We start from the raw sequence: 20,030 nt of genomic DNA, 5'->3' as shown, positions 1-20,030 counted from the left end.
CTTCTTTACATCGTAATCAAGATTGCATTAATGATAGCTGCAGCAAGATTACTACCGCCTTTTCTACCGCGTGCGACAATGGCTGGGATATCTGTTTCTAAAATTTCCTCTTTACATTCAGCCGCTCCGACAAAACCAACCGGTACTGCCACTACTGCATCTGCTTGCAATTCCCCACTTTCTGTCATCTCGATAATTTTATACACCGCAGTTGGCGCATTTCCGAGGACAAATAGTTTCGGTCCATCTTTTAAAGAAGCGAGTTTAATTCCAGCCATAGAGCGTGTAATCCCATGCTGTTTGGCAATCTCCATCGTCTCTGGGTCACTCACATAACAATGATATTTACACCCAAGTTCATCTAAAAGTCGTTTATTAATTCCACTAAGTGCCATATTCGTATCCGTGAAAATAGTTCCTTTATTTTGAAGAACATGAATGATTTTCGCGATGGCATCTTGTTGAAAAACGAGGCTATCTAAGTAATCAAAATCTGCCGTCGTATGTATTGCACGCTTGATAATCGCTTCCTCTAACTTGTTTTGAAATGTGTAATCTGGACGAATATCATTAATAATTTGTTGAATAATTTCAAAGCTTTTCTCTTCAATTTTGGCTGGATTCTTAATATAGTTCATCTTGCCACTCCTTTAAAATAATAGTAGATAAATACTTGCAAAAATGATAAAAGCGATCGTTGAAGCCGTATATAGCAAATGAATCGTTTGGCTAATTTCTTTTTCTGAAACGGGTTTATTTCCACTTCCAATGGTTGGTTTAATGACTGTTTCACCGAAGTACTCATGCGTTCCACCAAGTGTGATTCCAAGCGCTCCTGCTACTGCACCTTCAGGATAAGCGCAATTAGGACTCGTATGATTTTTCCGATCTCGAAGCCCGATTTGCCAAGAAGCACGCCCGTCATACCTTAAAATAAAACTCGCAATGACAAGGAAAAACCAAGCTAATCTCGCTGGGATAAAATTGGCAATGTCATCCATTTTCGCAGAAACAAAACCAATTGCGCGGTATTTTTCGTTTTTATAACCGACCATCGAATCCAGTGTATTAACCGCTTTATACATCAAAGCAAGTACCGGCCCACCAATGAATAAGTAAAAAAGTGGTGCGATAACGCCATCCGCTGTATTTTCCGCCACAGTCTCTATCGTCGCTTTACTAATTTCTTCTGCGGTTAACTTATCCGTATCCCGACCAACAATCATTCCCACTTGCACTCTTGCAGCAGCCAAATCCCCGTCCGCCAAGGTCCGCTGTATTTTCCGAGCCTCTTTCGCAAGGCAAGTCATCGCAAGCGTCGTATAGCCTAAGTAAACAAAAACAGCTACGTAAAGCCAGTAAGCAATTTTGGCACTAAGAAATAGAATGAACCAGGATACAACTCCGGTCATACCAACCGTGAGAACAAATAGCAATCCACCGGCAAAATACAGTGATTTACCATGAAAGATTTTTCGTAAAATAATAGTCAACCACTTAATCAAGTTGCCGATCGCTTTAATAGGATGCGGCCAGCTATATGGATCACCTAATAAGCAATCTAAAATGAATGATGACGTATAAAATAACAATATCATCGCTCTATCGCTCCAAACATATGCGTTATTATCAATAGATTTTGATAGAAATGGATATGCAGGTAACTAGCGAACGTATTACCTTTTTGATAACCGCCGTGCCATTCTTTGACAATTTTGCCATCCCGCTTTTTCGTTAATTTCATACGTGTTGGTTCGGTCGTTTCAAAAACAGAATGATGAAATTCATGACCGCGAATAGCTGTCCCTTTTTTACCAAGTAGTGTGTCTTCTAAAGGTTCGGCGATACAGTAGCCAAACTTCCGAAGCCGCGTTGTCATCTTACTAACTCCATCAAAAACCCCTACCATTTCATAGGATTCAGCTTCCATTTCTAAACTCGAACCAAGATACATCAATCCGCCACACTCGGCATAGATTGGCTTGCCTTGTTCATGCGCCGCCAAAATCGATTCGCGCATTGATTTGTTCTTCGCTAGCCGTTCCGCAAAAACCTCCGGAAATCCACCACCGATATAAATAAAATCAGCGTCCGGAACTTTCCTTTCTTCTAACGGACTAAACGGAATCAGCGTGGCTCCAGTTGAGCGAATAAAATCCAAGTTATCTTGATAGTAAAAATGAAATGCGGCGTCGAGCGCATAAGCAACGCGCACTCCCGAAAAGTCCGGTACTTGTATTTCTGGTGGGTGTACGGTCAATTTCGCACCAGTCTTACTAATTGCTAACAACCTATCTAAATCAACATGTTCCGCAATCAAATCACCAAGTAACTCCCATTTCGTTTCTAATTCCGTCATTTCCTCTTTTGGCACTAATCCGAGATGACGTTCTGGAAGTGCCACCGCCGCATTTTTCGGCAAATACCCTAAAACAGGTACATCCGTATAACGTTCAATCGCCCCTTTTATCAATGAAAAATGGTTTTCTGAAGCAACGCGATTAATAATCACCCCAGCAATGGTTAATTCCGGATCAAAACGATTAAATCCATCCACAATTGCCGCCGCAGAAGTGGATATCGCTTTACCATCCACGACTAAAATTACAGGCGTTTTCGTGCATTTAGCAATAAAAGATGTACTCGAATTATCACGATCAATACCAAGTCCATCAAAAAGACCCATTACACCTTCAATGACGGAAATATCCGCCGACTCTCCGTGCTTTTGAAAAAGAGTAGCTAGCATCGCATCATCATCTATCAGAAAACTGTCTAAATTGATAGAAGCAACGCCTGTTATCGCTTGATGATAATTTGTATCAATATAATCTGGACCTACTTTAAATGGTTGAACCCGCAGACCTCTTTTTTTTAGCGCGTGCATAATTCCAAGTGTGATCGTTGTTTTACCTGTACCACTTGATGCAGCTGCAATTAAGATTTTGTTCATCTTTTTTCACCTTTCACTTTAGCCATAAAAAAAGACGCCAAACAGAACATTGGCGTCTTTTTGAGATTTACGCAAATAAGCTATTTCCTTGTAGCACAAAGAAACTTCCCCATCGTGAAAATCTACTTAATCAAGACAACTCGCTCCCTTAGAAGTTGTTTTTGGATATCGAATATAAAAGCGGTCTCCTGACTTAACATCATCCTACTCACCAGTCTTCCCGGAATTGCTTCCAGTGACATATGTTTGGTTTTCGTCCGTATTACAGTAGCTAGGGCCTGTAGAGGATTTTCACCTCTTTCCCGGATTAATATATTCACCTATTTAGTTGTTTAGTACCCGGCAATTCGTCTTTTCCAGCGTTCTGGCAATACTTGGTAAACGACTTCTGCGACAAAAATGTTGCAAATCGAACCAATAGCAAGCACTGGGAACAAAACAAACACCGCTTGATGCATTAATGGATAAAGTGCAAGTAATGATAATGGACAATTAAAAACAAAAGCAACAATACTAGAAACACTAACCGCAACTAATTGATTCTTTTCTGCTAGTTTTTGGCGCGTAAAGCCATAAGCAATCATCGTTACGCCCATCATTCCAGCAACAATCAAATGAATTGGTAGTGTGAGCGGAAAACCCGCTAGTAATGCTGATGTTAAATGACCGAAAATCCCAAGCACTGCTCCGTACATCGGACCAAGCAGCAAAGTCCCAATAAAAGCTGGGGCTGCGTCAAATGCAACTGAACCCATTAATTTTATGTTTGCGCCAATTACACACATTGCAATCAACATCGCACATAAGACTAATTTTTGAATTTTCAATTGAAAAGATCACCCTCTCATGAAAGCGTTATTTCCATTTCATTATATCCCTGTTAAACCACTGGTACAAGGTCACTTAGAGCACTGAAAACAAAATAGTGCAAGCTTTTAAAATCCCTTTTTTTCTGTTTTATATGGCAAAAATAGCCACCAGTGTGAACTTTTTCTCAATTTCTATTTTTGAGATTTAAAAAATGACAATATTTTGTTATAAAAAAGAATTTATTGTTCTATTTAAAATGCAGGATTAAACGTTATTTAAAGCGATTTTATGGTATAATTAGTGCAGAAATAAAACAGGGAGGGAAGGACTTTGGAGAAAGAAAAAGTTGTAAATATTCAACCTTTGATGGATAGTCAAGTAGAGAGCCAATTCACCCAACAAATTCAAGAAGATTTCAACAAAAAAAATCCAGATCACTCTGCCCTACTTCATTCACTTGAAACCGTTGAAGTGCTTGATGTTTTAAGCGATTATTACTCTGCACATGAAAAACAAAAACAACCAAGAAAAGAAACCACTAGCGTAAACAAAACTGGTAAAGAGCATAAAGAAATCAAGCAAGCTATTCGTTACATTAAAAAAAACATTCACCGCTCCATCACATTAGAAGAAGTTGCTAATTATGTCTATCTAAGCCCGTTTTATTTAAGTAAATTATTTAAAAACGAATTAAATATTAATTTTATTAATTACGTCAACGAACAAAAAATGCTCTATGCGAAAGAACAACTAGAAAAAAGTGACTGGGCGGTCCATACAATTGCTAAAAATTTAGGTTTTTCAAGGGCAAGCTATTTTTGCAAAGTCTTTAAAAAAGAATTCGATATGACACCAAAAGAATATCGCGACTCCTTAAAATAAAAAACGATTTCAGCCAAAGCCGAAATCGTTTTTTATTATTATTATGACTGCCAATCAGCCGGATAAGTAACATAAATAAATCTTGCTTCACCAGTTACGGAAAACTTGATTTGGCTACCTTTTGGAATGAAAATAATTTCTCCTGGACCTGCTGAAACAGTTCGACCATCAATGACAACATCTAGTCTGCCTTCGATAATGTAGTCTACTTCATCATAATCCAAGAACCAATCGAAAGTTGTATCTTTCATTTCCATTAAACCAAAACCTAGACGTTTACTTTCTTCTAGTGTTACTAAGTCTTTTGTATAAACAACATCGCTAGGATTTCCTGTGTCTAATCGATCTTCCTCTGAAACTTTTACTACAGGAAGTTTCACCGATAGAATACCACTTGGATCAACGTGTTTGGAACTTTGGCCCATTTTTTCTAGGACAACTTGTTTTACTAGTTGCTCAATTAATTCTTTACTAATATCAGCCATTATCTTTCACCGCCGTTTGTTCTTTTGCTTTATTTTTCTTCATCATTCGGTTAGCCATATAGATACCGACAGCTACGGCAGTTACTCCTCCGACAAGTTTTCCGACAATCATCGGGAAAATCATATCTTGGGCAACCCCAGCTGTGAAACCTAGATGATCCCCTAAAACAAAGGCCGCAGATACGGCAAAAGCAACGTTAATAATTTTACCGCGCTCATCCATATCTTTTAGCATTTGGAACATTGGGATACTATTTGCAAGTGTCGCAACCATACCAGCCGCTGCAACTTCATTCATACCTAGCAATTTACCCATTTTCATAAGTGGTTTATTGAACACTTTTGTAATAACAAAAACTAAACAGAAAGCTCCTGCTAGAACTAGTGCGATACCACCAACGATTTCGATACCTTCGCCAATTGGTGCAATTCCTGGAATAATAGTTAATCCAGTAAGTTGTTGAATAGCTCCAGCAACTAGCCCAATAGTAGCAACGATTACTACCCCTTTTCCAAAAATCGTGAAGCCTTTAATCATGCCTTCTGGTTTGAACCAAAGGCCTAACATAATAAGGGCAGCTACAAGAATAATTGGTACTAAGTTTTTGAAAATCATGATTGGAGAGAATCCAGCTACAAGTCCACCGATTAAACAACCAATTGGAATCGTAATAATACCAGATAATACGCCAGTTGCTAAATATTTGTGATCTTCTTTTTTTATAATTCCAAGCGCAACTGGAATTGTGAAAACAATAGTAGGTCCCATCATGGATCCTAGAATAGCTCCTGCAAAAAGACCAGCGTCGGGAGTTAGCGCAAGTTCTTGAGCTAGCGCAAAACCACCCATGTCATTCGCAAGTAACGTTGTTGCAAACATTGCCGGGTCAGCCCCAAGCGCCGTATAAATTGGTACAACAATCGGGCTTAAAATTTTTGCTAAAACTGGCGCTAATGTAATGATACCGACCATTGCTAGCGTTAGCGATCCCATTGCCATAATACCTTCTTCAAATTGTGCACCTAAGCCAAATTTGTTGCCGATAATTTTGTCAATAGCTCCTAGAATCATAAAGATTACCATTAAATAAATAATAATTTCATTAATGCTCAAAAGTGTTCCTCCATTCTATAGATAGCGTTTTAAAAGTTCATCAGGAGAAGGAATGACCGTATGATGTATCACCTTTTTTGGTTCGGCGGTTTCGATTAGAATCCGCATCCCTTCTTGAATAGCACTAACTTCCCCTGTAAAAACAGCCACAAATTTCCCACCAATCGAAGCACCGAGCGTCATGCGTTTCAAATGAATAGCCGATTTTTTCAGCGCTTCATTTACTGCATTTAGTCCAGCGCCCAACTGACTGATTTCGATAATTCCTACTGCGTCAACTTCCACTTTAGGGTGTTTATTGTTTAGAAAAGCAAGTAATTCTTCGTGCGCCATATGCAAAATATAAGAAGAAACATGAAATTTGCCAGCTTCTTCTTTTGCATCTTGCATCGCACTAGTAAGTTCACCGGAAGCACCTTGCAAAATAATCAAAAATTTACCAGGACATGTCGGACGAAAAGTAAATAAAGTTACATTGCCTGCTTTCAAGAAAACATCGGCCATTTCGTACCCTTTACTTATACTCCTGAGTTCAAGAATACCTAAGGACTGTTCAGCCATAACGTTCTACCGAGTCGATAATGCCGACGATACATGCGTCCACTGGGATCGTGTTGTCCCCAGTGGATGCTCGTGCTGCGCTACCAGTTGTAACGAGCACAAGATCGCCGTTTCCTGCTCCGGCATTATCAGCTGCCACTATGGAATGTCTTACATCTTCCGTTTCATCGGTACAAATCTCTACTAGTAGTAGTTTTAAACCATTCAGTTTTTCGTCTTTTCTTGTTGCCCATAAACTCCCGGTAACTTTTCCAATTTGCATGCCGCTCTTCCTTCCTAACTTTCTTTAATGCTAATTCGTTTTTCCTGTAAGTAATCTTTTGCAAGTGGTGTTAAGAAACTTCCTTTAGGCAAAATGAATTCGCTTTTGTTCTTAGTAAGTTTTTCAACATCCTGTTCGGTGATGACTTTACTTTCTTTGGTCTCTTTTACCGGACTTTCGATAAATTCGACACCAAATCGGCTCAGTTTCTCCTCATATTCTTGAAAAAGTTGTCTGATACCATATTTAGCGGAACGTTTATAAGCATGCGCTTTGATACCACTCTTCATTATCCAAGTTGGCCGCCCTGCTAAAAGATGATCTGTAATAAATTGTTCTTTTTTATTCATCGGAGCAAACAAACTGATTCGAGCTAATTCAGCGATATCCAATTCTTCCAGTAGTAAAATGTCACAAGCGCGTTCCGAACGATCATAAAGCGAAACTTGATATTCTTTTAGATAACACTGTCTGAGAGTGTGTTCTGAATCTTGTCCCATGATAATCATTTTTTTCTCTGGAAGTTGTAATCGTCTCATGACTTCCTCAGTGACAGCTTTTATGAGTGCGTCTAGTTCCATACTCATTTAGCCTTTGTTTTCTTGATTATTTGACCTCGAATTCCCTTTTTAAAACCACATGCGTTGGCTTCGTCATAATCAATGTGCATATATGTAGCAAAATCAGGGCTAATCCGAACAACAACATCATCAAAAATTAGTGGTCTGTCACCGTTAATTTTCACTTGAACAATTTCACTTTGGGATACTTGTTGTTTTTCTGCATCAGCAGGCGTCATATGAATATGGCGTTTTGCAACAATAAGTCCTTCTGATAATTGAACACTGTTTTTTGCGGATAATAGTAAAATTCCTGGTGTCCCTGCTATGTCTCCACTTTCACGAACCGGTGCTTTAATTCCAAGCGCCGTACCATCTGTGGAGCTTATTTCTACTTGTGTTTTTTTACGAATTGGGCCTAAAATTACAACGTTATGAATAACGCTTTTTGGTCCAACAATGCTAATTCTTTCTTTACAAACATATTGACCTGGTTGAGATAGGTCACGGAAATGAGTAAGTTCATACCCAGGTCCAAATAGTGCATCGACTGTTTCACGATCTAAATGAACGTGGCGGCCGGATGCTTCTACTTCTACGCCAGTTTCAAGTAACGCACGGCGAGTGACTTCTTCAATAAGGCTTGTTATTAACTCATTATTCATGAATAAGCCTCCTTACTTTTTATATTCACCTGTTCTCACGCGGAACATCAGTATCCAGAATAAACTAGACAATCGGTTAAGCGCTTGAATGATGTCTGGTCGCTTAATGGAATAATCGGCTTCCTTAAATGCTAAAAAGGCAGCTAATTCCGTTTCGCGGACCATCGTTCTTATTTTGTTTAATCGAATGACCGCATTCCCCATCGTGTAATCAGGCATAAAATGTGTCATTTGATAGTATTTTTTCGGATTATGACTACGTTCCCGCAGTTCTTTTTCATCCATTCCAAGCAAATGAACTGATTCGATTTGCTCGTTTAAAACTTCCGATCGTACAATATTTCTTACAAAGGTGAGGATTTCTTGTAAATCTTCCGCAAGATCTTTAAACTCAGCTGCAACGGAACATTGGGTTTCCAGAATTTCAGCTTCCAGTGTATCTAATTTTCCGCGGAAAGCGATTTGTGGATGGTCTTTAAACACAAGCAGGTTACCACGCAAATGCGTCATATGTTCAGGCTTCTCATCTAATGCTCCACCATAAATCGTTTGGAATTTTGCTCTAGTAGTTTCTTTTTTCACTGGCTCCACTACTACTTTTGTTTCTGCAATTTCATCAATATAATGAAGGTCAATTTTCTTTTCAGACAAGAAACTCTTAGCTGAAGGTGTGATAATTGTGCCTTTTTTTATATCAAGTTTTTTGGTTGTTTTTAAATCGGTGTGTAAATAGGCTTTTCGTAACTCATCTTCTGTCAAAATAGCCAAAGAACCACATCCTTTTGTCCCATTTACAATTGGTGTTAGTAATGTTGGGAAGCTTTGTATTGCTTAAATCTGGTAAAAAGCGAAAGTTTCGGGCAATTTCCGAGTCTGATGGAACCCTTTTGCCTTACGCTCACGCTTTTTCCTGATTTATGTTAAAAGTTAGTCTTATTCAGCGCTTTTTGGTAGAATTGCGTCTACTTCGCTGTGTGGACGTGGGATTACGTGTACAGATAGTAATTCACCAACGCGTTCTGCTGCTGCTGCGCCTGCATCTGTTGCTGCTTTAACTGCGCCAACATCGCCGCGAACCATAACTGTTACTAGACCGCCACCAACTTGTTCTTTACCCATAAGTGTTACGTTAGCTGCTTTCACCATTGCGTCTGCTGCTTCTACTGCTCCTACTAAACCTTTAGTTTCGATCATACCTAATGCGTTTGCGTTTGCCATTTTAAAATTCCTCCAATTAGTGTTTTATTTTTTATTTTAATTCTGCTAAAACTTTTTCGACTAAACTTTGGATGAGTGCGTCTGCATCAACCGGAAGTTCAGATGTTGCTTGGTTTTCTTCTTTACGAATATCTTCTAACTCTAAAACGCCAGTAGCGATGCGACGAATGTTGAAAAGATTTTCAGGTCCGATATTATCAGATGATGAACTTCCTCCAACTGCCCCACAACCAAGTGTTAAAGCAGGTACAAGATTTGTTGTTGCGCCAATTCCACCAAGTGCTCCTGGTGTATTAACTAAGAGACGGGAAACTGGTTTTTTCAGTGCGAATTCGCGAATGATTTCTTTATCTTCAGAGTGGATGATTAAAGTATGTCCAGCTCCTTCATGATAAAGAATATCCATGCTAAGTTCACAAGCTTCTTGCCAAGTTTCGGCTGTATAGAACGCCAAGATTGGAGCTAATTTTTCTCTTGAATAAGGGATTTTAGCGCCAACTTTTGTTTCTTCAGCGATAAGTACTCTTGCGTCAGCTGGAACAGTTAGACCAGCAAGGTTAGCGATATGTTGCACGCTTTTACCTACGATTGCTGGATTCATCGAACCATTTGGACGTAAGATGAATTTACCAAGTTGAACAGCTTCTGCATCGGATAAGAAGTGTGCTCCTTGTTTTCTAAATTCAGCAATGACAGCTTCTTTATTCACACGTTCCACAACGACAGATTGCTCAGATGCGCAAATTGTTCCGTTATCGAATGTTTTGGAATCAAGAATATGTTTCACTGCGCGAGGAATGTTAGCACTGCGTTCGATAAATGCTGGGCCATTACCTGGACCAACTCCAATTGCTGGAGTACCAGATGAATAAGCCGCTTTTACCATTGCAGATCCACCTGTTGCAAGGATAACTGCTGTATCTTTGTGTTTCATCAGTTGATCTGTTCCTTGGATGGTTGGAACAGTCATACAGCTGATAGCGCCTTTTGGACAACCAGCTTTTTCTGCTGCTTCACTAATGATTCTTACTGTTTCAAGAATTGCTTTTAATGCGTTTGGATGTGGAGAAAATACGATACTATTTCCGGCTTTAATCGAAATAAGTGTTTTGTAAATAACAGTGGATGTAGGGTTTGTAGAAGGAATTAATCCTGCTACTACGCCAAGTGGAACTGCAACCTCCATTACTTTCTTTTCGTTATCTTCTTTTAACATACCAATGGTTTTCATATCTTTGATGTAATTGTAAACATGTTTCGACGCAAAGACGTTTTTGATTACTTTGTCTTGCCAAATTCCGAAACCAGTTTCTTCATGGGCCATTTTCGCAAGTTTTTCGCGAGCACCATAACCGGCATCAGCTATTGCTTTTACAATTGTATCAATTTGTTGTTGGCTCATTGCAGCAAGTTCTTTTTGTGCTTTGTTAGCTGATTCAATGAGGTTACGAACTTCTTGGATTGAGCGTAAATCTTTATCTTCTAGTGCCACTAGTTTTCACTCCTTCCATAAATATCTTTTAGTGCGTGAACAAGTTTATCCTTGTTCGCATATTTAATCTTGCTTTTTGGGATAGGCACATTATTTAATGTGTAAGCAAGTTTCCTTAGATCAATAACTTTCATTGCGCGAAGTTTTTTCTCTGCACTTTTCGTGTTTGTGTTCACTTCTACGACTTGTTGAATAACTTCTTTTGGTTCTTCTTGTTCGACTTCTTTTGGTTGTGTTTTAACTTCTTCTTGAGGAACAAAAAGTGCTTTTGTATCTTCGCTCATTCTTGCGATAACATGGCTTGATACTAAACAACCTAAGTCTTCTGTTGCAGCTTTCCCTGCTTCGATAGCTGCATTTACTGCACCTACATCACCAGTTAATTCAACCGTAGTTAAACCACCACGAATGACTTCACATTGAATCAGTTCGACATTTGCTGCTTTTAAACAAGTATCGGCAGCAACAACAGCACCAAGAAAACCTGTGACTTCAATTAAACCAAGCGCTTCATTTGGCATTTTTTAGCACCACCTTAATATTGAAGTGGATTTTCAGCCACATTTTCTACTGCCATTTTGAACGCATCACAAGCTGCTTTACATGCAGATTGGCTACCAGTCAAAAGTGCTCCGCCGAAGTTTGTTTCGGATGGTGGGCCATAGAAAGCTCCGATTGTTACGTCTGCTGCTTTTAGTGCTGCATCTAACGCATACATAGCTTCAAGTGGAGGGGCGATTAAGTAAGCAATCGCTTCACCTTCTGCAACATTCGCTTCTTTTGAAAGGAATGTACCAGTTCTTGAAACACAATGCGCGAAGTAAGGAACACTATCATCTTCATTTGCACTAACAAAGCTAGCGCCATTTTCGATGAAATCTACTGCTACAGAAAGACCACTTTTTACTTCCGCAGGGCTTGGTCCGGCGATAATACCGATAACTTCACCAGCGAATTTTGTGGATGCATTTCCAGCACCAGCATACATACTTTTCGCATAAACAACATCTACTTCTGCTGCTTTTGTTGCTTCGTCAAGCGCTGTATAAGTTACATCATCACAATCAGATGTAATAATACCAAGGCTTCTTTGATGCGGTTTTAAGTCTAATTGTTTAAATAGACCATTATCTACGTTAGATACAACTTTGACACTTAAAACGGATGCAGGTAATTTATCATTTTTCATGAAGTTTCCTCCTCTAACTAGCTTATTTTAAATCAATACCAGAACATTTTTTCTCAAGCATATTGTGAATTAATTCAGCAATGTATGCTCCTGCTTCAACTGGTGGAGTTCCGCCGCTATGGATGTTAGAAATAACAGTACGACGAGCTTCTGGCATACCAATTGTTGGTTTGTAAGCAATATAGGCACTCATGGATTCAGCAGTGACTAGGCCTGGACGTTCACCTACAAGTAAGCAAACTACGTCAGCGCCAGTGATTTCACCGATTTGGTCCATAGAAGGTACACGACAATGTTTAACGAAAATAATGTTATCAAAATCTAAGTTATACATTTTCAAACCTTGTTTAATGGATGGCAAGATATCTTTGATGTTAGCTTCAATTGCCGCTGAGCTAAGTCCATCACCAACAACGATTTGAAGTTTGGCGTTTTTTGTCGTATTCGCACGAATCACTTCTACCATTTCGTTGTCAAATTCACGACCTAAGTCTGGGCGAGTTAAGTATTCATCTTTATCTTGACATTTAGTGTTCACTGGGATGAAGTTCATTTCTTTTACTAAATCCTCAGAAACGTAAGAGAAAACGGAATCTTGTGCTACGGCATGGTCCGCACGGAAACGAAGAATTGTTTCTGTTTTGTAACGTGGACCAGCACGCCATAAACCAAGTCGAGCCGGTGTCATTTGTTTCATTTTCAAATAACCTTCACGATCAGCTGGTTCTGGTACTAGTAATTGTTTTTTGATATCTACTTCAGTAATATCCGGGATGCTACCTTCTGTTATAACTGTTTCAACTACAGATTTAGTTGGCGCAGCTGCTACTGTATCGGTTGTTTTACCACCGGACATTTCTGTTAAAATGCCTTCAATCATTTGTTTTAATTCTTGTTCGTTCATCGCTTAGTTCCTCCCTTCCTTATTTTAGGAAAATAGATGCATCTCCAGCACGGCTAGTTAATTTACCATTTTCGCTGAATCCCATTTTTTCCATCCACTGATCAAATTCTTTAATTGGTTTTAAGCCAAATAATTCACGTAAAGTGGCTGTTTCGTGGTAACCAGTTGTTTGGTAGTTAAGCATAACGTCATCACCATGAGGAATACCCATGATAAAGTTACATCCTGCTGCAGTTAGAAGTACGGACAAGTTTTCTACGTCGTTTTGGTCGGCTTTCATATGGTTGGTGTAACAAACATCACAACCCATAGAGATACCAGTTAATTTACCCATGAAGTGATCTTCAAGGCCAGCGCGAATTACTTGTTTAGAATCATATAAGTACTCAGGTCCGATAAATCCAACTACTGTATTTACTAGGAATGGATCAAATTTCTTCGCGAATCCATAACAACGAGCTTCCATTGTTACTTGGTCTACGCCGAAATGAGCGTCAGAAGAAAGTTCAGAACCTTGTCCTGTTTCAAAGTACATTACGTTTGGTCCAGTCGCAGCACCACTTTGAAGGGCTAATTGTCTAGCTTCTTCAATCGTTGCTCCGTCAAAACCGAAAGCTGTATTACCTTTTTCAGAACCTGCGATAGATTGGAATACAAGACCAGTTGGAGCGCCGCGACGCATTGCTTCCATTTGAGTCTTCACGTGTGCAAGTACACAAGTTTGTGTTGGCACATCCCATTTGCTGCGGAATTCTTCAAATTTATTAAGTAAACGAACAACGCTATCAGTAGAATCATCTACTGGGTTAAGTCCGATTACCGCATCCCCAATCCCGTAAGTTAATCCTTCCATTAAGGAAGCAAGGATACCATCAGGATCATCGGTTGGATGGTTTGGTTGTAGTCTAGCGGAGAAAGTTCCAGGAAGACCGATTGTTGTATTCGCATGTGCGATTACACGGATTTTTTTCGCGCCATAAATTAAATCTAGATTGGACATTAATTTTGTAACAGCAGCAATAATTTCTGATGTTAGGCCGCGTGCAACACGTTTAATGTCAGCATCTGTTGTTTTATGGTCTAAAATCCATTCCCGTAATTCTTCCACTGTCCAGTTTTTGATGGAATCATGGATACGGTCATTTACTTGGTCTTGAATAATACGCGTTACCTCATCTGTTTCATATGGGACAACCGGATTATTACGTAAATCTCCAAGCGTCATTTTAGAAAGCACCACTTTTGCAGCTACACGTTCTTCTGCAGATTCAGCAGCAACTCCGGCTAAACGGTCGCCTGATTTTTCTTCGTTTGCTTTTGCCAACACATCAGTGATGGATTTGAACTGGTATGTATGGCCGAATAAATTCGTTTTTAAAATCATTCGATAAATCCTCCTCTCAAAATTAAAGCTATTTATGTGGATCAGTTAAAGACTAAGGTTTTAACTACTACTGGTAGCACTTTCCCGTCAGCAACTGGTTTTCCTATATCAATATAATCACCATTATCGACTTTGACACTATCCAAGCAAATTAGTGGATGCCCGGCTGGTAAATGCCCGAAGATGCTTTGTCCGAGGGCTTTTGCCATGTCGTGCCATGTAATGATAATTAAGGGATGACCAAGTGCGATTGGTTCTTTCATTCCTTCGCAAATGGCTTTCGCATATTCTGTTACTTGCTGGAAACTTGGGCTATTTTCGCCTTCAATTGCAAGTGCAATATGTTCCATTTCATTCTCTATTTTGAACCAGCTAAGTTTTTCCTTGATGACTTCTGCCATATTTTCATCTTCTTCTTGTTTGGCAAGTTTCAAAATTGGAATGTTTTTTACTGGGAAAATTTTCTCGGTGTAAGTAATCGTACTACCGCTAATTTCAGCTGTGTGTGAACCGGCTCCGACCACTGTTGCCCGTATGGTTTCGACAGATTCGATATACTTTTTTTCAGTCATTAAACTAGATTCTGCAATCGCTTTTCCTAGCAATAACCCAATATCCCCATATCTAAAAGGATCACTTAGCGCACCCGTTGAGATGCAGTCTGCAACGCCTCCGGAAAAAGAGATACATTCAATCTCCGTTAAGAATTTCAATCCTTTATTCGTAATGATTGTTTCATAAAAATCATTTGGCGCCCCGAGGCCAACACTATTCTTAAGCAGCTCAACCATTTCACCTAAAACGGGTTGCAAGTTTTCTGGTGAAGTTGTTTCACCAAGTTTAACCGGATAACCTCGTTTTTCTATTAAAGCTTGAATTTTTGGAGCAATATAGGTGATTTTTCTTGTTTCACGGTCTACTTTAATTAACCGACCACCAATATCTAAGCAAGCAGTATCAATGAGTTCTCCGCGATCAAACAGCGATAAGTTCGTGGTTCCGCCGCCAATATCCAAATTCACAACAGAGGTATTATTCTCTTTGGCATAGGTATGAGCACCTGCTCCTTTTCCAGCAATGATGCTTTCTAAGTCAGGTCCTGCTGTTGCTACAACAAAATCCCCAGCAAAACCACTCATTGCATCTAATACATTGCTGGCGTTATCTTTACGAGCTGTTTCACCCGTGATAATAACTGCTCCCATGCCAATTTCTTCTTTTTTAATTCCTGCATTGGCATATTCTTTCGTTACAAAATCACGAATCGCCTCCACATCAATCAAATTATCAGCAAGAATCGGTGTGAACAGAATCTCACTTCTAAAAATAATCCGCTTATCTGAAATGACAATACGCGGCACGGTGAAACTTGATGCCATATTTTGAATTTCTAACTCGGATAAAATGAGTTGTGTTGTCGACGTACCAAGGTCAATCCCTACACTTAAAATTGTTTCCGTCAAAACCCTCACTCCTTTCTAGCAAAAAGAAAAAGCTTAAAGACAAATAACAGTATCGTTACTTGGCTTTAAGCTTCATCGCTTTTTCATAGCTACTTCTTTGTAGCATGGATAGAATTGTATTTAAAATCAAACATTGTTTTCGTTCCGTGTTCATTCGATTCAATGGTTACTTTGCCTCGAAGTTTATCTTTAATGTAACTTTTGACAATGGAAAGTCCTAGGCTTTTTTCGGACACTTTACGAACGTTGAACCCATGACCGTTGTCCGTTACTTCTGCGTGAATAATATTTTTCTCTTCTTTTATTTGTAGTAAAATTTCGCCTGATTCATTTGGATGAAATGCGTGATCATAGGAGTTTTGTAAGAGTTCGTTCATGACAAGCGCCAGTGCCACGGTTCGGTCACTGTCCAAATAAATGCGTTTATCAATATCCATTCTTACAGCTACTTTTGGACAATCTGTACAACATCTTTCAATATTGTAGGCGACTGTTTCGATGACCATATAAAGGTTAATGCCGTCTTCCATTTGCTTCGATAAAAGCTCGTGTGTCGCTGCAATGGCAAGGATTCGGCTGACACTTTCATTTAGAATCTTCTGTGCCTCCACACTTGTAGAACGTCTGCCTTGAATTCGCAATAAGGAAACAACAGATTGCAAATTGTTTTTGACACGGTGATGAATTTCACGAATAGCAACGGATTTAGAAACAATTTCTGCTTCTTTCACTTTAATATCCGTGATGTCATGCAAGATGAGAATAAAGCGGCATTCCTGCTCGTCTTCTTCTTTTACAAAAATCTGCTTCATAATAAAGTAATTCCCGGCGATAACCACTTCTTTTTTTAACTGAATCGGTTGTTTTCCAGTTTCAATTTGATACATGATTGCGTCAAACATCATCTGGTCGAGGGATAAATTATCATAATGCATGCCTTGGATGTCTTCCATATAACCAAGTCTTTCGTAATACTGATCCGCAGCGCAATTCTTTTGCTGCAAAATCCCGTTTCGGTCAAAAATCAAAATGGCATCATCTAGTTGATCAGTAATTGAATCCGTTAGTTTACTCATGGCAGACAGCGTGGTAGAAACATCTCGATAAGCCGTTTCTTCATTGTCAATTTCAAAATGAGCTTTAATTTCGGCGCTAATATCATTTTCTAGAATTAGCACGGCAATAACTCGCTGTTTATTACGAATCGGATAAACTTTTTGGCGAATTAATACGTTTTCTTGTGTTTTTGCAAGTAGATCGTTAGAGTTCATACCTGTTTCCAATGTTCTAAGTACACCTGGCTCATTAGACCTTAGGGCTGTTTCTCCGACTACTTTGTTTTTGTAAAGTGATTTGGTTGTTTTTGGTGGTGTATGATGAATAACAAGTGCTTCACTAGTTAGCTTATTGTATACATCAATAAATACATCTACATCTTGATACATGGCTGAAACACTTAACGACTTGGCTGTGTGAATTAATTCTTCAATATCGTGCTCCGATAAATCTGTGTAGCGTAAGCACATTTCTCGAATCGTTTTAGTCATCGCTCATCACAATCGTTTCTGCGATTTCCATCATCGGACAGCGTTTGTCCATGCTCAGATTACGAATCATGTTGTAGGCTTCTTCCTCTGTGATGTTGTTCTCAATCATAAGCACACCTTTAGCTTTTTCAATCACTTTTCGTTCTTCTAATTTTTTGGTGAGCTTTTCTAATTGCTGCTCTAATTTTCTTGTTTCTCGCCCTTTGGCAATACTCATTTCAACAGTCGGAATCAAACTTTTTTCATCAAGTGGCTTTACTAAATAACCTAATGCTCCAAACCCTTTAGCTTTCTCGGTGTTTTTCGGATCACTAAAAGCGGTAAGTAAGATAATTCCGCCAGCAAGGCCTTCTGAAATAATTCGTTTCCCTGCTTTTAAGCCGTCTAAGAGTGGCATTTGAATGTCCATGATAACAAGATCTGGCTGATGGCTTTTGCAAAGTTCGATTGCTTCAAAACCATCTGTCGCTTCCCCTACAACATTGTAGTTCGCTTCTTCTAAGATGTCTCGGATGTCCATTCTTGTAATAGGTTCATCATCGGCTATTACAATTCTTCCATTCATTCCTGTCACGTCCTCTTCTTCTGCTATTGATTGATTCGTCACAATAAAGGACAAAATCATTCTATAGAAGCATTTACTTGAGCGAAAGAGTAAAAGAGCTAGAGAAAAAATTCTCCAAGAAAATAGAAAGAGCCCCTTAAAAATATTGTGCAATATTTTTGAGGGAGCCCCGTTGCTCTGCTATATTTATAATTCCACACGTCTTTGTGCTCGGTTCTATTATAAAGTAGCATGAAAACGATGTCAATAGGTTATTTGATTCCAGTTGTGAAATAAATAACTTTTATGCCAACATTTTTTCGAGAATCGCACTAACATCTGTTTCTGTCGGTATTCTAGGATTGGTTGCAGTACATCCATCATTTAGTGCGCCTTCCGCGATTTGAGCGATATTTTCATTTAAATCAGTGCGGCTAACACCACATTCGGATAAGGTAGTTGGCATATTGAGTTTCTTTTGAAGTTGTTTAATTGCATTAATTAAGCTACGAACACCAAGACGTGTATTCGATGCTGGCATTTTTAGTAATTTGGCAATCGCTGTATAACGTTCTGCTGCTCGGTTATCCGGATTGTTACCAAAATCACTTGTAATTCCAGCATTATAACTAATTACGTGCGGTAAAAGTAATGTATTCATACGACCATGTGGAATTTTAAATTTCGCACCGGCTGTATGCGCAATACCGTGATTTAAGCCAAGAGAAGTAATGTTAAATGCCATTCCTGCAAGACAAGACGCATTATGCATTTTTTCGCGAGCTTCTAAATCATTTCCGTCTTTATAAGCACGCTCTAAGTATGTGAATACTAATTGGATAACTTTTTCCGCCATTGCATCCGAGTAATCATTCGCTTTTGTAGATACATAGGCTTCAAGCGCATGCGTTAACACATCCATACCAGTATCTGCTGTAATTGCTGGTGGAACAGATTTTACTAAGTCTGCATCTAAAATTGCTTCATCTGGCAAAATAGCATCTGTAATTAGTGGGTATTTAATGGCTTTTTCTTTGTTAGTAATAACAGAGAAACTAGTTACTTCGGAGCCAGTTCCACTAGTTGTTGGAATGACAATGAAAGGCATTGCGCGCACCGTACCAAGTTTTTGGCCGAAGAATTTCATCGCTTTCGCCGCATCAATCGCTGATCCGCCACCAATTGCAATCATCAAGTTAGCATCACATTCATTCAAAACTTCAATTCCTGCTACCACGTTTTCAATCGGTGGGTCTGGAATGATTTCGCTAAAAATCGTATATGTATTCGATGGATCAATTTTTTCTGTAATCGCATTAATCATTCCGGAACTAACCATAAATGGATCTGTTACGATAAAGATTTGTTTGTCTTTAAAATCGAGTAAACGATCTGTTGCTCCTTGGCCAATATAAAGATCTGTTTTAAAACTAACTTTTTGCATGAGATTACCTCCTAGTTTTTTTAAAATAAAAAAAGAAGCTTTGAGTAGAGAAATTTCCTCTTCCAACTCAAAGCTTCTTTGCTAAGTAAACAGTACGCCTTTGTACCGTAAAATATTTTATTTGTCCACTTTATTAAAAACCAAACCCGTGGAAATGTCAAATCTTTTTTTGTAAATAGGCAATGAAGATACATTCCTTGTATCACTCTTTTCGTCGTTGAAAAGATCATTGCCCACCATAAAACGAAGCGGTGCACATCTTTGTGCGTATGGTGCTTGATAAAACGTAGCTCGTTCAGCTTCTCGGCACCAAACCATTTACAGTGGGCTTATTTGTTTTAAAAACAAATAAAAAAGCCCCAGTGAGACAACTACACTGGAACCAAGAATTATACATGCTTTGCCTCGAAGCAGTATAACCAGTTAAAACAATTAGATAAAAGACCTGACTTAGAGTGTCTAACTCCTTACAGTGGCGGGACCGTGCTGGACTTTCACCAGACTTCCAGTATCTAACTGTTTGTATGAACGAATTCGTTTATCAAAGTTATTA

The 20,030-nt window shown here is 39.0% G+C and carries 22 protein-coding genes and 2 riboswitches; of the genes, 1 reads left to right on the top strand and 21 read right to left on the bottom strand.

Going from position 1 to position 20,030, the window contains the following annotated elements; translation table 11 throughout:
• Positions 1–5: 5 nt before the first annotated feature.
• The 4 genes from LMOATCC19117_RS06025 to LMOATCC19117_RS06010 form a co-directional block, all read right to left on the bottom strand.
• Positions 6–638 carry a cobalt-precorrin-8 methylmutase gene (locus LMOATCC19117_RS06025; protein WP_003724727.1) on the bottom strand — a complete coding sequence of 211 codons (633 nt, stop codon included), beginning with the start codon at positions 636–638 and terminating at the stop codon, positions 6–8.
• Positions 639–650: 12 nt separating this feature from the next.
• A complete protein-coding gene (gene cbiB, locus LMOATCC19117_RS06020) occupies positions 651–1,598 on the bottom strand; it encodes an adenosylcobinamide-phosphate synthase CbiB (RefSeq protein ID WP_003734689.1) in 948 nt (315 codons plus the stop codon).
• On the bottom strand, positions 1,595–2,953 hold the full coding sequence (locus LMOATCC19117_RS06015; RefSeq protein WP_003734690.1) for a cobyrinate a,c-diamide synthase: 1,359 nt from the start codon (positions 2,951–2,953) through the stop codon (positions 1,595–1,597). The genes cbiB and LMOATCC19117_RS06015 overlap by 4 nt, the downstream gene beginning before the upstream one ends.
• A 161-nt stretch (positions 2,954–3,114) precedes the next feature.
• Positions 3,115–3,292: riboswitch (cobalamin riboswitch) on the bottom strand.
• On the bottom strand, positions 3,286–3,780 hold the full coding sequence (locus tag LMOATCC19117_RS06010) for an ECF transporter S component (protein ID WP_003724724.1): 495 nt from the start codon (positions 3,778–3,780) through the stop codon (positions 3,286–3,288). (Overlaps the previous riboswitch by 7 nt.)
• 313 nt (positions 3,781–4,093) lie before the next feature.
• On the opposite strand from LMOATCC19117_RS06010, the gene LMOATCC19117_RS06005 reads away from it, so the two are divergent.
• The gene (locus tag LMOATCC19117_RS06005; protein WP_003734691.1) at positions 4,094–4,645 is read left to right on the top strand and encodes a helix-turn-helix transcriptional regulator; all 552 of its coding nucleotides are present in this window, start codon (positions 4,094–4,096) and stop codon (positions 4,643–4,645) included.
• Between the two features lie 41 nt (positions 4,646–4,686).
• Here LMOATCC19117_RS06005 and LMOATCC19117_RS06000 read toward each other — a convergent pair whose 3' ends face one another.
• The 17 genes from LMOATCC19117_RS06000 to LMOATCC19117_RS05920 form a co-directional block, all read right to left on the bottom strand.
• The gene (locus LMOATCC19117_RS06000; RefSeq protein ID WP_003724722.1) at positions 4,687–5,130 is read right to left on the bottom strand and encodes a cupin domain-containing protein; all 444 of its coding nucleotides are present in this window, start codon (positions 5,128–5,130) and stop codon (positions 4,687–4,689) included.
• Positions 5,123–6,244 (bottom strand): ethanolamine utilization protein EutH, encoded by a 1,122-nt coding sequence (gene eutH, locus LMOATCC19117_RS05995; protein WP_003721584.1) that lies wholly within the window; start codon positions 6,242–6,244, stop codon positions 5,123–5,125. Before eutH ends, LMOATCC19117_RS06000 begins: the two co-directional genes overlap by 8 nt.
• Positions 6,245–6,259: 15 nt before the next feature.
• A complete protein-coding gene (locus LMOATCC19117_RS05990; RefSeq protein ID WP_003721583.1) occupies positions 6,260–6,805 on the bottom strand; it encodes an ethanolamine utilization microcompartment shell protein in 546 nt (181 codons plus the stop codon).
• Entirely contained in the window at positions 6,798–7,067 is a 270-nt protein-coding gene (locus LMOATCC19117_RS05985; protein WP_003721582.1) for a EutN/CcmL family microcompartment protein, read from the bottom strand. Before LMOATCC19117_RS05985 ends, LMOATCC19117_RS05990 begins: the two co-directional genes overlap by 8 nt.
• A gap of 14 nt (positions 7,068–7,081) precedes the next feature.
• Positions 7,082–7,654, bottom strand: a complete 573-nt coding sequence (locus tag LMOATCC19117_RS05980; protein ID WP_003740570.1) for a TIGR02536 family ethanolamine utilization protein — start codon at positions 7,652–7,654, stop codon at positions 7,082–7,084.
• The gene (gene eutD, locus LMOATCC19117_RS05975) at positions 7,651–8,292 is read right to left on the bottom strand and encodes an ethanolamine utilization phosphate acetyltransferase EutD (protein ID WP_003721580.1); all 642 of its coding nucleotides are present in this window, start codon (positions 8,290–8,292) and stop codon (positions 7,651–7,653) included. The genes LMOATCC19117_RS05980 and eutD overlap by 4 nt, the downstream gene beginning before the upstream one ends.
• Before the next feature lie 12 nt (positions 8,293–8,304).
• Positions 8,305–9,060: a hypothetical protein gene (locus LMOATCC19117_RS05970; RefSeq protein ID WP_003724718.1), complete on the bottom strand. Its 756-nt coding sequence runs from the start codon at positions 9,058–9,060 to the stop codon at positions 8,305–8,307.
• Positions 9,061–9,225: 165 nt separating this feature from the next.
• Entirely contained in the window at positions 9,226–9,510 is a 285-nt protein-coding gene (locus tag LMOATCC19117_RS05965; protein WP_003719393.1) for a BMC domain-containing protein, read from the bottom strand.
• A gap of 31 nt (positions 9,511–9,541) precedes the next feature.
• A complete protein-coding gene (locus LMOATCC19117_RS05960; protein WP_003721578.1) occupies positions 9,542–11,002 on the bottom strand; it encodes an acetaldehyde dehydrogenase (acetylating) in 1,461 nt (486 codons plus the stop codon).
• Positions 11,002–11,523: a BMC domain-containing protein gene (locus LMOATCC19117_RS05955; protein WP_003724717.1), complete on the bottom strand. Its 522-nt coding sequence runs from the start codon at positions 11,521–11,523 to the stop codon at positions 11,002–11,004. The genes LMOATCC19117_RS05960 and LMOATCC19117_RS05955 overlap by 1 nt, the downstream gene beginning before the upstream one ends.
• 14 nt (positions 11,524–11,537) lie before the next feature.
• Positions 11,538–12,191 carry an ethanolamine utilization microcompartment protein EutL gene (gene eutL / locus LMOATCC19117_RS05950; protein ID WP_003724716.1) on the bottom strand — a complete coding sequence of 218 codons (654 nt, stop codon included), beginning with the start codon at positions 12,189–12,191 and terminating at the stop codon, positions 11,538–11,540.
• Positions 12,192–12,213: 22 nt separating this feature from the next.
• The gene (eutC, locus tag LMOATCC19117_RS05945; protein ID WP_003724715.1) at positions 12,214–13,095 is read right to left on the bottom strand and encodes an ethanolamine ammonia-lyase subunit EutC; all 882 of its coding nucleotides are present in this window, start codon (positions 13,093–13,095) and stop codon (positions 12,214–12,216) included.
• A gap of 19 nt (positions 13,096–13,114) precedes the next feature.
• On the bottom strand, positions 13,115–14,479 hold the full coding sequence (locus tag LMOATCC19117_RS05940; protein ID WP_003721574.1) for an ethanolamine ammonia-lyase subunit EutB: 1,365 nt from the start codon (positions 14,477–14,479) through the stop codon (positions 13,115–13,117).
• Between the two features lie 41 nt (positions 14,480–14,520).
• Positions 14,521–15,942 (bottom strand): ethanolamine ammonia-lyase reactivating factor EutA, encoded by a 1,422-nt coding sequence (gene eutA, locus LMOATCC19117_RS05935; protein ID WP_003724714.1) that lies wholly within the window; start codon positions 15,940–15,942, stop codon positions 14,521–14,523.
• A gap of 89 nt (positions 15,943–16,031) precedes the next feature.
• A complete protein-coding gene (locus tag LMOATCC19117_RS05930; protein WP_003724713.1) occupies positions 16,032–17,489 on the bottom strand; it encodes a sensor histidine kinase in 1,458 nt (485 codons plus the stop codon).
• Entirely contained in the window at positions 17,482–18,063 is a 582-nt protein-coding gene (locus LMOATCC19117_RS05925; protein WP_003724712.1) for an ANTAR domain-containing response regulator, read from the bottom strand. The genes LMOATCC19117_RS05930 and LMOATCC19117_RS05925 overlap by 8 nt, the downstream gene beginning before the upstream one ends.
• A gap of 274 nt (positions 18,064–18,337) precedes the next feature.
• Positions 18,338–19,477, bottom strand: coding sequence for a 1-propanol dehydrogenase PduQ (locus tag LMOATCC19117_RS05920; RefSeq protein WP_003729754.1), 1,140 nt, complete (start codon positions 19,475–19,477; stop codon positions 18,338–18,340).
• A 384-nt stretch (positions 19,478–19,861) separates the two neighbouring features.
• A riboswitch (adenosylcobalamin (AdoCbl) riboswitch) is annotated at positions 19,862–20,011 on the bottom strand.
• Positions 20,012–20,030 lie beyond the last annotated feature (19 nt).

The organism is Listeria monocytogenes ATCC 19117 (genome assembly GCF_000307025.1).
GTDB classification, from domain to species: Bacteria; Bacillota; Bacilli; order Lactobacillales; family Listeriaceae; genus Listeria; species Listeria monocytogenes_B.
The sequence above is the reverse complement of the archived record's forward strand: the minus strand, read 5'-3'. Positions and strand labels throughout refer to the sequence as shown.